Raw genomic sequence first — 13,921 nt, forward strand, 5'->3', positions numbered from 1 at the left:
GCATAGGGAACGCCAGCACGGATCGGCGCCGGGCCGGATCACCCTGATCCGGCCCGGCGCCACAGGCCACCGCATGAGCTTTTCGGCTCCTGCGGTGGCCTGTTGTTTTCCACCCCTCTTTCGATACCAGCAACTCGATGCCTCACCGCGTTCTCACTTCACTGGCCCTGCGGGGAATCAGCTCCGCCGGGCCCGCCGACATCGACGTCCGCCGCGATCGTGGAGTTCTTCAGCGGCCAGGACGCGGCATCCGGCTCGTGAGGTTTGCCGCGGCCGTCGTAGCCGCAAGCTGCAAATCGCCCCACCTCGAAGATTGGTGAGACGCAGTGACTTCATCAGCGGTCAACAAGCCGCATGCCGTGCTCCAGGGACGCATCGTCAGGACTCGATGTGCCTGCGGGGGTGCCCGCCGACCTCCGGAGCCCACCCATCGGAGGTCGATTCCGGCCGGTCCACCCGGACGGAATGATCGTACGTGTGGAATTTGAACCGGTCTGCCGCGGGTACTCGTGCGGCAGATCTTGCGTACTCCCCGTACATGCACCCTGGGGCTGGGTACCACGCTTTCCTTCGGATAATCCGCCGGAACCGATCTTGCCCGCTAAACAGCCACGCACGCCTGCCCGAGGAAGCGGGGCGGGCTGAGCTGCCTAAACACCACGGCGAGGCCGCGCCGACCCACGATGACATCCTGACGACCCAGCACCGGCCCAGTGGGCGGCAGGGGTTGTTGCGCGGCGTTTCAGGGCTGCGCCCTGCGGGGGCCACTTAGCAGTAGAGCAGCCCGACGGCAATGGCGGCCCACCGGCTCGGAGGGCAACGGGAAAGGGCCTTGGTGCGGGAGGATAAGCACCGTGAACACGATCGGTGAGCCGCAACCCGGCCCTCGGGCTTGGATGATCCGCGGTATTTCGATGGAGGAGGGGATCTGATGTCCGTATCGGCGGCCGGACGGGTGCTGGTGGTCGATGACGAGGGGGATCTGGCGCGTCTCATCGAGGGGTATCTGCGCCGGGCCGGGCTGGAGGTCGCGGTGCGCCACGACGGGATCGAGGCCGTGGCGGCGGTGCGCGGCTTCGCTCCGGACGTGCTGGTACTGGATCTGGGGTTGCCTGGGATCGACGGGATCGAAGTATGCCGCCAGGTGCGGACCTTTTCCGACTGCCATGTGTTGATGCTCACCGCCCGTGATGATGAGGTCGACAAGATTGTCGGCTTGTCGGTGGGTGCCGATGATTACGTGACCAAGCCCTTCAGCCCGCGCGAACTGGTGGCCCGGGTCCAGGCCATGCTTCGCCGTGCCCGCACGCCCACCGCAGAGGGGCCCGAGGGCCGGGGTGATCAGGGGCAGGTCGTGCAGGTTGGGGATCTGGAGGTCAGTACGTCCGCCCGGGAAGTCCGCCTTGCCGGAATTCCGGTGGTGCTGACACGGATCGAATTCGATCTGCTGGCCGCCCTGATCACCCACCCGCAGTTGGTGCTGTCCCGCCGGCAGCTGGTGGAGATGGTCTGGAACACCCGGTGGACCGGGGACGAGCATCTGGTCGATGTGCATGTGGGGAGGATCCGCAGGAAGCTCGGTGATGAGGCCGCCCGTCCACGCTTCATTCACACAATTCGCGGGATCGGCTATCGGATGGGGGCCGGGCGATGAGCACCACCACTATCCCAGTCCGGACCCGGCCGTGGAGCTCGTTGACCGTGCGGCTGATGCTGGCTCAGACTGTGGTGCTGCTGGTCGGGCTGATCATTGTGCTAGTCACCGCGGTACTCGTGGGGCCGTCCATGTTCTACCACGAGCTCATCGAGGCCGGTCACGCCAATGAAGCCGGCGGGCTGGTCCACCTGGGGGACGCTTTCCGCTCAGTGAGTCTGACGGCCCTGACCCTCGGCGGCCTCCCGGCGCTTTATATCGCCGGTTTGCTCAGCTTTTACCTCTACCGCACCATCGGACGGTCCCTGGCTTCCTTCACAGCCGCCGCCGGGGAAGTGGCCGCGGGCAATTACGACGTGCGCGTCAACCCCACCCTGCTGGGCCCGGAGTTCGACTCCCTCGCCAATTCCTTCAACGAGATGTCCGCCCGACTCGGCGCGGTGGACACCACCCGGCGCCAGATGCTGGCCGATCTGGCGCACGAGATGCGCACCCCGTTGGCCAGCCTCAAAGGCCACCTCGAGGGTCTCGAGGACGGGATCGTGGCCTTGGACGAGCGGACCACCGGTATTCTCTCCGCCCAGATCACCCGGCTGGAACGGCTTGCCAGGGACATCCGGCAGCTGACCGCCGCCGAGGAGGGAATGACCCACCTCCAGCTGACCATTGAGGATCCCCAGCACGTGGCGGCCCAGGCGGTCGCAGCTTTGGAGCCCGGCGCTATCAGCAAGGGGGTGTCGATCACCTCCACGAGCACCGGCAGGAACGCCTCACCTGTGCTGCTGGATCGAGAGAGGATGGGCCAGGTATTGGGCAACCTGCTGGAAAACGCGTTGAGCCACACCCCGCCCGGAGGATCGATCACCGTGCACACCGATCACGCCCGGGAGGCGGTCACGGTCACGGTCACCGACACAGGGGAAGGCATCAGTGCCGAAAATCTCCCGCACGTCTTCGAGCGCTTCTACCGGGCCAACCCCGGGCGGGAGTCCCGCCGTGGGGGTTCGGGCCTGGGTCTGGCCATCAGCAAAGCCCTGGTTGAGGCCCAGGGCGGAATCCTGGAGGCGACCAGCCCCGGGCCCGGGCAGGGGGCCAGCTTCCGGATCCGCCTGCCCCGCCGCAAGCCCACCCGTTGACCGGCATACCGGGCCGGGCATTCCCTCGACGATTGCGCGATGCACCCGTGGCAGGCCCCTTCTGCCTTGGAGGGGAAACTTTTTGTAGTGGTGCCATGGCGGTTACCTGCCCCTGTCACCTCGGGCTCGACCGAGCACCAGCCGGCGGGTGCCCTTCACGCTGGTGCCGACCACCCGCTCCAGGGGCCCCTGTCCCAGGGTTCCTCGCCAGATCACCGCGAACAGGGCCGCTGCGGCGACATTGACCGTGAACCACAGGTAGGGCTGGTCGTAGTGGATTTCAAGGGACAACCCCACCAGGTGCACCGTGTACAGGGTCAGGGTCATCACGCCCATCGCCGACAACGGCAGCAGCCACGGCCCGGCCTTCGAGCCCACCAGCAGGAAGACACCCAGGACCATCAGGCCCACACCCAGGCTTGCCGCGATCGCCAGCGGGGTGTTGGTATGCGGGGTGGTGATCACCAGCCACCACCCGGTGGGAGCCGGCACCTCATCCGGCCCCCAGATGAGGGCCTCCTGCAGGTCGTGCTCGCTCAGCGAGGAGGCGTCCAGCAACCGCTCATAGCCGCCGAAGGCGTAGAGCAGAAGGTGGGAGGCGGTGTGGGCGAAAATCGCCACGCCGGCACCGATGACCAGCATCCGGATCTGCACCTCGGTCCTGCGCAGGTCCAGCCTCCCGATCCCCAGCCCGGCCAGTACATAGGTCATGTAGGCCAGAGCCGGGTAGGTGCCACTCAGCACCAGCTGAGCGGTTATCGCCCCCGGCTCGGTCACCAGATCGCTGAACGTGGGGTTCTGGGACACGAAGTCGGGCAGCACTTCCCCTAACCGTTGGATCAGGATCGGGGCGAGGATCCCGAAGCCCGCCGCGGAGGCGAACAACGCCTTCGGGCCCAGGTGCAGAAACGGAAGGGCCAGAAGGAAGAACACCCCGTAGTAGATCAGGATGTTGTCCGTTGGCGCGTCCTCGGGCATCACGGTCCCGATCCACAACCCCACGGCGCCAATCAGCACAGCCCGCACCACCAGGCCCAGACGATCGGCGGTCATCGCCCTGCCCTCGTGCCGGTGACGGCCCCCGGAGGCCAGCGCCAGCCCCACCCCTGCCAGCAGGGCGAACAGCGCCGCCGAGTCTCCCGAGAACAGGATCCACGCCCAGCTCGGCTCCCCCGCCTCCTCGCTGCCATCCGGCAGCAGGTGGACGGCCATCAACCCGATCAGCGCCAGTCCCCGGGCCGCGTCGATGCCGGCCAACCGGCGAATCGGCCGCACCGATGCCTCATCCGATCCCGCCTGGCCGGCTTTCCCTGCCCGTGACATCCCACCCATAACGTCCCCTGCTCGTGCCGGCCCCGTCAGGGACCTCGTGGCGTGCGGCCGGCGGCCTTATCCGGGGTATCTGAAGCCGGACCCTGCTGCATCCAGCTTCCCGGCGGCACGTCGCGCCCAGGTTACGGGTTTCTCAAGATTCCATGAAGAATGAGCAGCGGCCTGAGGCCTGCCGTGCAACGGCGGGGCCGGACAGCAGCGTCCTGAGTACGCTGGAGGAAGGCGCGGACATGGAAAGGAACCCGGTGGTGATCAGGCATCGAATCCGGTACTTTTCTTTCCCTGACCCAGTTCTGTACCTGCAGTACATCAAGATACGCGCCCTTCCGCCTCCCACGGCGCACACCGGTCCCGACCGGGACCCACCTCCGAAGCGTCGGTACGCCCCGCCCTGCGGGCTATCCCACAGCTGTAAATTCGAGCATTGAAGGATTCGACACCATGAAGACTCCCAGGCGTTATCTTTCCCTTTCCGCACTTGCCACCATCGCCCTTTCCGGATGCGGCGCCACCGGCGGAGCGGACACCACTTCCACCATGCCTCCCAGCCCAGACCAAAGCGCCTACGCCTCGGCGCGGGCGGGGCAGGAAGCAGCAACCGAACACAACGATGCGGATGTGATGTTCGCCCAGTCGATGATCCCCCACCACCGGCAGGCGGTGGGGATGAGCGAGATGTTGCTTGCCAAAGACGGCATTAACACCGGGGTCACCGATCTGGCCACCCGCATCAAGGACGCCCAGAGCCCCGAAATCGAGACCATGACCGGGTGGCTTGAAGCCTGGGGCGCACCCGTAGAGCCCGGCCACGGTGGCGGACACGGAGGCGGTGACTCCGGGATTATGGGCGGGATGATGAGCGGGGACCAGATGGCCGACCTTGAATCCGCCCAAGGCGATGAGGCATCGCGCCTGTTCCTAAAATTCATGACCGTCCACCACGAGGGCGCGGTGGACGCGGCCCAGGACGAAATCGACAACGGGCAGAATGCTGAGGCGGTCGCCCTGGCCGAAATCATCGTAGAAACCCAGCAGGCCGAGATTAGGGAAATGGAAACCCTGCTCGCCGGCCTCTAACCGGCGGCAGACCCCTACCACGCCCGGGGGACTGGCGCACCGCAGGCCCGGCCCGGGCCTTCTCCCCCAATCTGGGTACCGGATCTGCATTATCCGTGCCCTTTCAGATGCGTGCCCCCGGAACCTCCCGGAGGTGGAGCCGCCGCGGCCGGTTCTCCTCGTCCTCGGATCCGCCCTGCCACCACCTGCTGGGCGTCACTGGCCGGCATGGAACCAACGGCTTTTCGATGGTGGCTCTTGCCCAGCAGGTGGCCGGCCTGCTGCCGGGCCCCCTTCCGGGAATAGCCATCGAGAAGGCCGGCGTGGACCGGCTGAGCGTCCCGCACTCCACCATTGATGCTGTGCGCCGTGGCGGCACTGTCTCCATCAGCAGCGTCCATGGCGGCATGGCGGATCCGATGCCCATGTTGACGCTGTTCGATGAGCAGATTCGGCTGCGCATGGGCCACTGCAACGTCAAAGGGTGGATTGATGATCTCCTGCCGCTGGTGGAGGATCCGGCCGACCCGCTCGGTGTCACCGAATTGATCACTTATGAGGTGCCCGTCCATGAAGCGCCCAGGGCCTACGAGGTGTTGTAAAAGAAGCAGGACAACCGCATCAAGGTCGTCCTCAAGCCCTGACCGGCATCCCCGACCTCCCGGTGGCGGCCTTCGGCCGATCCGCGAAGGGAATCTCGCGCAGGCCACCCGGGAACGATCCAAGGCGGGCTCCTGCGCGTGGATCTCTCCGGAGTGGTTGAGGCGCCCACTTCCCGCCGTGCGGCAACGGCCGACCCGACCGGGCAGAACACCACATCAGGCTGCCGGCCCCGTCCTGCCGTTCCACAGCATGAATACCTTCCCGTTTTCAACAAGAATATGTTCGACTCGGTGCAGGGCACCGCGGTGTCCGTAGACTGTCCGTCATGGACGGGTGCGGGCGGTTGTCCGGGTGGGCTTTTGGTGATGCGCGACGTCAGGAGGAGCCCGGCTACCTCAACCGATTGAAGGATCTGGCCCGGCGCATCGTGCAGCAGGAAGCGGCCAATCGACGTATTCTCGTGCTGCCAGGCAGCGAGGAGTTCACGCTGTGCAATGAATCCGGTTTATCCCACGGCACCCGAACCGACCGGCACAGACTGGTGGTGCGCTGCGCGGTGCGGACCATCGGAGTGAAGGCGATGTGAGGTGTTGATTCCACCGCTCAGGCAACACCCATGTTCGGCTTCTACGCTGAGGTTCTCCTTAGGGAGTCGTGATGGGCCGGTTTGAGATGCTGCCCTGAGTGCCTCAGGCCGGTGCAACCCCAGATTCCACCGGCCTGAGGTTCTTTCTCCACCATGCCGGCCACACGTGTGGCACCGCCTCCGTCCCTGCGGTTCTGTCCTGAACTCCCTTGGGCGTGCATGACGGAATACCAGGGTCCCCACGGAGCACATGCACCGTCCAGTGCCTCCCCGTGGTTTAGTCGGGAACATCTCCCTGGCGGTGCGGATTTAGGTCGGCCAGTGCAAAGTTTCCGGTTGCATCGGCCCCCTCCGCGCCGCCGAGCAGCTCGAGCACTTCCGAATGGGACAAGTCGGTAATTTCCGCGATAACCATGGGGGCTCCCCCATGGCGCAGGGCCGTCGCTACAGCCTCCTGGAGGTTGAGCACTGTGTGATCCAGCGCGAATTAGGCTGCTTCCTTGTCGGCGGCGGCGACCTTCAAACGGTCGATATCCTTCTCATTCATGGCATGCCGAACCTTCGCTGTCGATGACTGGACATTCGTGGGGATGCTCCCCGCGCGGTGGACGGATCGTCCGGCGCGGCACGAGGAGCCCCGAAACTGATCATGAGAGAACACCTTCGGGTGCGGTAATCGGCCCCGGCCGATCCGGTGCGCGGTGTGGGGTACACAAAAGCAGTTCGTCGCCGGGCGCGGGGCGGATGAGGGCGGAATGAAAATTCCCCTTCGAGTACTTACTCGTGCTCGCTGCGACCACGTTCCCTGGCGGACGCGCCCGGTCTTCTTGCCATGCTGAAGGCGGCACCCGGTTCGGGCGGTGTGGGCTGAATCAACGTGGTGTACGCGCCGTGGATATCAGGCCTCTGTTGCCACGGGCGGCCGACGTCGTGGCGGAGTGCCCTCCTGTGGTGAAGACGAAGACACGCCGTGTTCTCGCCCGCCCGGCAGCGGGCCCGGACCGGACTCTATCCGGCGGTGCCGGGTGCGCCCGCGGGCCTCGTGCCGAAATGTGTCCGCGTCCTGGCCGGCTTGGTGCGTTGTGCGCGGAGCGGGCATCGGCCCGGACAGGGCGGGCGGGTCCACCGTCAGCGCCTGGTATTCATGCTTCCGTACGAGGGATGTTCGGCTAGGAAAGCCCTGGCCGTGGGGCAGCGGACGGTGAGTGCCAGGCGGCGGCGGTGCACGTTGAGGATGACGTGGCGAAGCAGTGCCGCCTGCACCGTGGTGGCCTGGGTGCGGAAGGGAGGCTGCACAACAGTCTTGACCAATACCAGCTGACCGGCGTGGAGGTCGTATGTCACGTATCCAGCCAGCGTGCCGCGGTAATGCAGTTCGAACCGGGACAGCGGTGGGTTGTCGCGGAAGGCGAAGGGCGAATCCGTCGCGGGGCGGGCCACCTTCGGAGTCGCTGCTCTCGAGGCGGCTGCCCGTTGTTTGAGTTCATCCAGGAGAGCCTCGTACTGCGCGCGGGCCTCATGGGGCGGATAATCGCTGTCGAGGAGTGCGTAGGTCCGGTCGCACAGCTCACGCAGCTGAGGGTCCTCCAACCGGGTTGCCACACCGCCCGCACCCGTTTCAGCGGCCGGGCCCGGAATTCCGGCACCTGACGACCCAATGAACCCTGGGTCATCCTTGGGGGTTCCGGCTCCAGAAACTGCACCTGTCCATGCCGGTTTAGTCATGGTCAGCCCCCCGTTCGATATCCCCGATCCCCCACCGGAATCCGTGCTGGAGTCTAAGCCGGATCGCGGCAGGAAGACAGCAGGCTTCTTGGCTTCCGGGGGTGGGATTCATGCGCTAAGTCCGGGACAGGGAGCTTCCCACTCCGTGCCGGAGGTGTCCCCGCTTCCGGGAGGCATGCCCGCCAGGGAGTTGCCGGATACCCTGTTTCCCGGCGGGCGCCCGTACGCCGCCTGCGGAAGTGCAACCGTTCGCCGCCGAGCCTGTGATCGTCGGATCCGGCTGCCGTTTTCCCGTGGCTGCACGCCGTGGGCCGAATATGCCCTCCGATGCCCTGGTTTTCTAGTTGCCTTGGGGCATAGAGGCCGTGCCGGCGGTGCCGCGTCAGGCTGGTCGTCGGCGGAGCGCTAGCCATGGCTTCACCCACCTCGTCGGCACTCCTCAGAACTACAGGTACCCCCTGACGACTTTTGGCGCGGACCGCTTCGGGCCGGGACTGCACTCCTCTCCCTGAACAGTCAACCGGACCGCGCTCACAGCGGCCTGAACCCCCGAGTCAACAAAAGCCGCGGGCAGTCCCCAGCAGTTTTCGGCGTCATACCGCGTCACCTAGAACCACCCATGAACGAACAATGGCATCTCCGCTGTTTGTCATTCTGATACCCATCATCGCTGGGCGGGCCCTTCGCGCAACCAGGGCGCCCTGCGCCGGCTTCCATCCAGAAGTTACACTCGGCGCTCCTGCGTCGCTTATTTTCTCGCGAACTTTTGAATCGCTCCCGGTTCCCCAAGTTGCACTCCGGCCCCTCATACCCAGCGGCGATTCCTCTATCAGAACGACGCCCAGATTCACCAGGCAGGCCTGTTCCCCCCGTCGGTGCAGGAGAATGAGCATGGAAACGTTCAGGATTGAAACGCCTGTAGACGTACTCAGCTTCATCGGACACACCCTGGGATTTTGGACCCACGAAAGCCTTGTCCGCATCACCCTCGTCCACAACCACGTCGGGGCCACCCTGCGCGTCGACCTGCCGAAGCCGGGAGCAGAGATCAGCTATGCGCAAACCATCGCTGAATACTTGGCACACGACGGTGAGGCCGCCGGCAATCCGACCAAGGGCCGCCGTAGCTTATATCTGCTCGTAGTGATGGTGCACAGGACTCGCTGACTCCAGGTGGCTACTTAGCCTGAGCTGCTCGGCGAGGAGGATGACCAGGTCAAAAAGCCCTCACCACAGTCATGCAGCTTACCCGCCACTCCCCCATGAACTAGTAAGAAAGCTGAAACCGGGCTCCGCGGGAAAAAGGAGGCACCCCAGCCCCAGAAAACTCCGACCCAGCCACCAGATCCGGCACCCGGACCCCAAAATGCGCCGGATTGTCCACAGCCCGAGAGCAAAACAGCCTCTGATTTGGGGAAACATGTGCCCGAAGTGGACTCAAACCGGACTCCAGGCCCTGCAATTCCGCCACTCCCCCGAAAACGCCCGCAATCCGGACCAGTCCGGCACTGGTCCGGGTGAGTCCAGAGGCCAAAGTGTGGACACTGTCCACACCCCCGCTTTTCCCTACCAGAGGCCTTCCCCAAGACGGCCGCACCCCGCACTGACAGGGTGCGGCGCTTCTTTACAGGACGAAGGGACCTTATCGGATGTTCATTTCTGCACGGACGAAAGGGCGTCGTTTATGGCGTGGGCCAGTTCATGCGGAGCGGTCACGTGCGCTAAGTGGTCCTGGCCGGCCAGAAGCGTGACACCTTCGAGTCTCAAAGCACGCCGGAACAGGTCAAGGCTCGGCCCGTACGGTGGGCGATTCCTGCTCAGCTCGCCGGCGATCAGAGTGGTAGGAGTAGTCCACGATCCCGCGGTGAAAGCGAATTGATTAATCGCCTGCAGTTCTGCGGCAGCCGGCGCCGCTAGCTGCAGGAGCTTAGGCCACGCCGGGCCGGACCGGAGTGCCTGAACATGTTCCCGGCTATAGCCGGAGAGATCTACGTTTATGATTTCGACCGCAGCGTCAAGGTCACCAGCGCTGACGGCCGCGGTCACGAGCGGCAGCACCTCCAGGCCGAACGGGGAAGCGATCGGCTCGTACAGCACGAGTGAACGGACACTGGCGCGCTGCCGGATGGCCTCAACCGCTATGAGGCCTCCGTAGCTGTGTCCCACCAGGTCAGCTGTCCCCTCAAAGGTCGCCAGCCAGCGCAGGAGGTCCTGTACCTCAGTTTCAACTTCATACGCCGCATCCAGCGGACCACTCGGGGCGCGCCCCCGGCGGTTTAGCACCAGGACCGGGCGCTCCGGCGTGAATTTCTCGGCGACCTGCTTCCAGAAGAATGCATCCGCCATCACCCCGTGCACGACCACGATCGGAACTCCCTGCCCCGAACGGGCCAGGGCGCTGAGCTTTTCATTCTCAGACTCGACCGTCACCACCGTGAACAGCCAGGCAGCACCAGGGTCATTCACATTTCCCCCTAATGTTGGCCATCCGTACAGCCGCACATCCTCACCAATCAGTGACTCTCGACGAGCTGTATGACCTCAATGATGGGGCCGGCACGCCCCCGCGACAGTGTTCCACCTTAATCAGTGGTCTGCTTAACTCACTGCAACCGGACGCCGTACTGATCGCGCCGAATCGGTGCCTGATGCCCTTGGCAATACAGGAAAGCTGGAACGAAGCATTGTTGCGTTGCCGCGTTGGACGCGCCCGTAAAGTGCCGCGTAGAGGGATCGGCTAATGGGCTGGGTGACTGGCCTTCGGGTCTCGGTCGGCGGATCAGGTTGTTACTGCGATGGCCGGGGGGGCAAACTCGGTCCATGACCTCCTTCATATCGCATACGACCATTGATTGCGCCGATGCCTTCTCTCTCGAACTGGTGGAAGCCGGTGCTCGGCTACACCGACATCGAGGATGATCCCAACGAGGCCGGGGACGAGGAGTGCATGATCCTTGACCCAGGAACCGGACATCGGCTGTTGTTCATCGAGGTGCCAGACGCCGCTGCGGCCAAGCGGCGGTGCGGGAAGAACCGCCTTCATCTGGACCTGCGGCCGCGTGACCGCACCCGCGACCAGGAGCTGGAGGTGCTGTTGGCTCACGGAGCCACGACGGTCGATGACCTCCGCGGCAAATATGGACCCGGTACGGGGTGGGTTGTACTTGCTGATCCTGAAGGCAACGAGTTCTGCATCCTGCGCTCCGAGGCCGAGGCCGCTCATTAGATTGACCTCGGCACTGAGCGAGGGGTCGTGGATCAACCTTCCCCGGACAAGGTCGGCTACGCGAAGTTCTCCCCCGCACCAAGGCATCCACAGCTGCGAGAAGCCGACAGAACCCAAGACCGCTGCAACGTCGAACTCAACTATTCGGCCCACCTCGAGAATGCGTCCGGTTGAGACATCGGCGGATTCTGGCGGTCAGTGCAACAGGAGCTTTCCGATCAGCTACTTCCTCGCTGGCCTATGCCCGCCTGGAGTGAATTCAATCTCGCTGTAAGGTCGCCTATTCCATCGCCAACAAGCAACCTGGCCGATACCCGCATCTGGAGGAAAGATCAATACTAGATTGCGGGTGGCCGGTCAATCCCGGTCGGTGCACTTGCCGGCTGCGATTACGACCCGGTAGTTCAAAGCTGAGGATCCCTCAGCGAGTCCGGCCCCGCATTGGTGTCCAGTCAGGGTGTGGGTGAGTGGGGAGGCTAACGGACGGCCCACCAGTGATGCTGTTCGGTGCTTAACCTTCGCAATGTAGTCGTTGACGAGTCCGAGGCCTAAGCGGATACTCCCCGTATGAGCGTCAAGCGAAGCGGCTCAACTCACCGGGATGACCCCGAGGACAAGGACTCGTGGTCGAAGTTATGGAAGCGTCCTGAGTTCATTTCTACCGCCGCCCTAGGGGTGGCTGGCCTAGTCATCGCGGCATGGTCCCTGATAGCGGCTTTACAGCCGCCGGCTGACCCTGTTGCCCAGTGCCGCAAGCATCATCCCGACGCGGACGGCAAGCCGGTCCAAACGAAAGAGGGACAACCGCACTATGTGCTCAAAGGATGTGGGCAGCCCGGGACTCCAGGAGTGGCAGAGGATGGGCTGTGGGAAGCTGACCTCAGCATATTTCGCATCCCCGACGCACCTCTGGTGGAACCGGTCACACAAGCAGAACTGTTTCTCTCCGGCTTTCCTGTCTTGGGACTTGACTACCGCTACTCCAAACAAGGCATCGCCAGTAACAAACTCATCGTCGTTCAAATGGGACAGGTGGTATTCGGTGGTAATGGAGAACCGACAACTATCAACGCAGCGGCGGGCGAGCTTGCCGGCGTGGAGGATTTGTACCCCTCCCCTGACCGGCTGATAGTGCTCAACAATGGCAGGAACCAACTAAACACGGTCAGTTGTGAACCGTTATCAGCGCTGTCGGCAGCTGAAGGTTAGGCTACGCCGTAACGACAAGACCAGGTACGAGTCTGAAACAAGGGAGGTAGTAGATTCCTGCAGCTTCCACCTCAGTACGGCGCCCGCCGCGGCCGGCTCGCCCATGGACTCATGCTGACCTGGCGTTCCGCCCTTCTCAATCAACGATCGACCGCGGGGGATTGCACCGTCTCCCTTTCTGTCGGCTGTCGAACCGACCTCAGTGGCGGTCGAGCCACCAAAGCGGGACAGTTTTACGGGCGGGGTAAACGCGACTCAGTGCCACCAGGTTTCATATGGGTTTTTTGGTGGTGGATCGGGCCGGAGAAAGTGGGGCGGCGAGGGAACGGTTTGTGCGGCACCTGCTTTTGACCGATTCACCGCCTTTATCCGCCACCTCTAACGGAGGTGTACATCCACGCCGCTGCGCCCGTAACCGCTAGGACAGAATCATCAACCCAGGTAGGCCGGAACTATGTCACACAAGTGCACAGCATCGGGTGCATACGTCGCCTTTCTTCCGGTGTGGTCCTCAGGTCTGGGGTCAGTGCGTGGCTGATGCGCTTTTGCACGCCATGCCCTGATAATCGAGGGCATGAACGACAAACAGCTCAATGCAGCGCTGAGGTCCCACAGCAAGGCCTGGCATAAGCACCTTTCCGACCCGGCAAGCCGTCGGGAGGAACCGGTCCTCCCAGCGCAGGTGCGGGCCGCCGTCAATGAAGTGCGTGCCGAAGCGAGACGTCGCGTTCGTGACCCGGGGGGACCACTCAGCGACTATAGCGATGCGCTAAGCGCCTGGGCGGCGGCCAGCCATCCCGACATCGATTCGTACGAAATGTATCGCCATGTCACCGGCGAGTTGATCCGCGATCACCGGTAGGCCGCGTTTGCGTCGAACGCGAGGTTCGCGGGAAAGAACTCCGCTGTTGGGCCCCTTAGGGCTGCCCAACTTCATTGAACACGCCGTCAGGGCTATCCCCACACGGCGTCTGTCAGCGGGACGGCGTACCAGCTAGGCAGGGGGACATGGAAGCTGCTCGTCGAAGCCCCAAACGATTATTGACGAGGCCGTGAAGGTTCTGGCGGTAGCACACTAGCTTTACGACAAGTGCGCTTTCCCTCGGGGAAGCAGATCGAGCGGCCCTGATGCCACGGCACACCTCCACAGATTGGACTTGCGGCCGTGATGTTCCCCGGACATCACCGCGGGTGCTTATTGTGGTCCCGGCATAATTACCTGACTAGAGGCCGGGGACCCGGTGTCGCCATCGTGGACCTCGAGGTGCACCCACCGGTCGACAACAGCAAACCCGGACCGAGCGCCCGCGAGGCGTCGACGATCCGGTCCACGATAGGCCGCAGGAGGCCTTGGCTTCGGACGGTTGAAATGGCCGCCTGCGGGTAAGCACCGC

14 protein-coding genes are annotated in these 13,921 nt (G+C 64.1%); 9 read left to right on the plus strand and 5 right to left on the minus strand.

Annotated features, from left to right (window positions below):
- Positions 1-158: 158 nt before the first annotated feature.
- Positions 159-305, minus strand: a complete 147-nt coding sequence (locus AC4D2R_RS17700) for a hypothetical protein (RefSeq protein ID WP_490941415.1) — start codon at positions 303-305, stop codon at positions 159-161.
- A gap of 626 nt (positions 306-931) precedes the next feature.
- Between AC4D2R_RS17700 and AC4D2R_RS17705 the strand changes: the two genes are divergently transcribed.
- Both AC4D2R_RS17705 and AC4D2R_RS17710 read left to right on the plus strand, forming a co-directional pair.
- Positions 932-1,654, plus strand: coding sequence for a response regulator (locus tag AC4D2R_RS17705; protein WP_490941416.1), 723 nt, complete (start codon positions 932-934; stop codon positions 1,652-1,654).
- Positions 1,655-1,710: 56 nt separating this feature from the next.
- Positions 1,711-2,790, plus strand: coding sequence for a sensor histidine kinase (locus AC4D2R_RS17710; RefSeq protein ID WP_490941417.1), 1,080 nt, complete (start codon positions 1,711-1,713; stop codon positions 2,788-2,790).
- 102 nt (positions 2,791-2,892) lie between these two features.
- On the opposite strand, the gene AC4D2R_RS17715 is transcribed toward AC4D2R_RS17710, so the two are convergent.
- Complete coding sequence (locus AC4D2R_RS17715) at positions 2,893-4,122, minus strand: heparan-alpha-glucosaminide N-acetyltransferase domain-containing protein (RefSeq protein ID WP_490941418.1); 1,230 nt, start codon at positions 4,120-4,122, stop codon at positions 2,893-2,895.
- A gap of 441 nt (positions 4,123-4,563) precedes the next feature.
- Between AC4D2R_RS17715 and AC4D2R_RS17720 the strand changes: the two genes are divergently transcribed.
- From AC4D2R_RS17720 to AC4D2R_RS17730, 3 genes are all read left to right on the plus strand, one after another.
- A complete protein-coding gene (locus AC4D2R_RS17720) occupies positions 4,564-5,199 on the plus strand; it encodes a DUF305 domain-containing protein (protein WP_490941419.1) in 636 nt (211 codons plus the stop codon).
- A 227-nt stretch (positions 5,200-5,426) separates the two neighbouring features.
- Positions 5,427-5,780 (plus strand): hypothetical protein, encoded by a 354-nt coding sequence (locus AC4D2R_RS17725; RefSeq protein WP_490941420.1) that lies wholly within the window; start codon positions 5,427-5,429, stop codon positions 5,778-5,780.
- A gap of 326 nt (positions 5,781-6,106) precedes the next feature.
- Positions 6,107-6,367 (plus strand): hypothetical protein, encoded by a 261-nt coding sequence (locus AC4D2R_RS17730; RefSeq protein WP_490941421.1) that lies wholly within the window; start codon positions 6,107-6,109, stop codon positions 6,365-6,367.
- A gap of 277 nt (positions 6,368-6,644) precedes the next feature.
- On the opposite strand, the gene AC4D2R_RS17735 is transcribed toward AC4D2R_RS17730, so the two are convergent.
- Entirely contained in the window at positions 6,645-6,782 is a 138-nt protein-coding gene (locus AC4D2R_RS17735) for a hypothetical protein (RefSeq protein WP_490941422.1), read from the minus strand.
- Positions 6,783-7,495: 713 nt separating this feature from the next.
- On the minus strand, positions 7,496-7,969 hold the full coding sequence (locus AC4D2R_RS17740) for a GNAT family N-acetyltransferase (RefSeq protein WP_490941423.1): 474 nt from the start codon (positions 7,967-7,969) through the stop codon (positions 7,496-7,498).
- Positions 7,970-8,977: 1,008 nt separating this feature from the next.
- Here AC4D2R_RS17740 and AC4D2R_RS17745 point away from each other — a divergent pair.
- Complete coding sequence (locus AC4D2R_RS17745; RefSeq protein WP_490941424.1) at positions 8,978-9,259, plus strand: DUF4192 family protein; 282 nt, start codon at positions 8,978-8,980, stop codon at positions 9,257-9,259.
- A 486-nt stretch (positions 9,260-9,745) separates the two neighbouring features.
- Here AC4D2R_RS17745 and AC4D2R_RS17750 read toward each other — a convergent pair whose 3' ends face one another.
- Complete coding sequence (locus AC4D2R_RS17750; RefSeq protein ID WP_490941425.1) at positions 9,746-10,558, minus strand: alpha/beta fold hydrolase; 813 nt, start codon at positions 10,556-10,558, stop codon at positions 9,746-9,748.
- A 394-nt stretch (positions 10,559-10,952) separates the two neighbouring features.
- On the opposite strand from AC4D2R_RS17750, the gene AC4D2R_RS17755 reads away from it, so the two are divergent.
- The 3 genes from AC4D2R_RS17755 to AC4D2R_RS17765 all read left to right on the plus strand — a co-directional run bounded on the left by AC4D2R_RS17755 (position 10,953) and on the right by AC4D2R_RS17765 (position 13,389).
- On the plus strand, positions 10,953-11,318 hold the full coding sequence (locus AC4D2R_RS17755) for a VOC family protein (RefSeq protein ID WP_490941426.1): 366 nt from the start codon (positions 10,953-10,955) through the stop codon (positions 11,316-11,318).
- A gap of 567 nt (positions 11,319-11,885) precedes the next feature.
- Positions 11,886-12,527 (plus strand): hypothetical protein, encoded by a 642-nt coding sequence (locus AC4D2R_RS17760; protein ID WP_490941427.1) that lies wholly within the window; start codon positions 11,886-11,888, stop codon positions 12,525-12,527.
- A 574-nt stretch (positions 12,528-13,101) separates the two neighbouring features.
- On the plus strand, positions 13,102-13,389 hold the full coding sequence (locus AC4D2R_RS17765) for a hypothetical protein (RefSeq protein ID WP_490941428.1): 288 nt from the start codon (positions 13,102-13,104) through the stop codon (positions 13,387-13,389).
- Positions 13,390-13,921: the final 532 nt, after the last annotated feature.

It is taken from the genome of Arthrobacter sp. TJ-217 (assembly GCF_058269255.1).

Coding starts and splice junctions, on each gene's coding strand:
- AC4D2R_RS17745 (WP_490941424.1), top strand. CDS start 8,978: ATGAGCATGGAAACGTTCAGGATTGAAACGCCTGTAGACGTACTCAGC.
- AC4D2R_RS17755 (WP_490941426.1), top strand. CDS start 10,953: ATGCCTTCTCTCTCGAACTGGTGGAAGCCGGTGCTCGGCTACACCGAC.
- AC4D2R_RS17735 (WP_490941422.1), bottom strand. CDS start 6,782: ATGGTTATCGCGGAAATTACCGACTTGTCCCATTCGGAAGTGCTCGAG.
- AC4D2R_RS17715 (WP_490941418.1), bottom strand. CDS start 4,122: ATGGGTGGGATGTCACGGGCAGGGAAAGCCGGCCAGGCGGGATCGGAT.
- AC4D2R_RS17725 (WP_490941420.1), top strand. CDS start 5,427: ATGGTGGCTCTTGCCCAGCAGGTGGCCGGCCTGCTGCCGGGCCCCCTT.
- AC4D2R_RS17705 (WP_490941416.1), top strand. CDS start 932: ATGTCCGTATCGGCGGCCGGACGGGTGCTGGTGGTCGATGACGAGGGG.
- AC4D2R_RS17760 (WP_490941427.1), top strand. CDS start 11,886: ATGAGCGTCAAGCGAAGCGGCTCAACTCACCGGGATGACCCCGAGGAC.
- AC4D2R_RS17765 (WP_490941428.1), top strand. CDS start 13,102: ATGAACGACAAACAGCTCAATGCAGCGCTGAGGTCCCACAGCAAGGCC.
- AC4D2R_RS17710 (WP_490941417.1), top strand. CDS start 1,711: ATGCTGGCTCAGACTGTGGTGCTGCTGGTCGGGCTGATCATTGTGCTA.
- AC4D2R_RS17720 (WP_490941419.1), top strand. CDS start 4,564: ATGAAGACTCCCAGGCGTTATCTTTCCCTTTCCGCACTTGCCACCATC.
- AC4D2R_RS17730 (WP_490941421.1), top strand. CDS start 6,107: ATGGACGGGTGCGGGCGGTTGTCCGGGTGGGCTTTTGGTGATGCGCGA.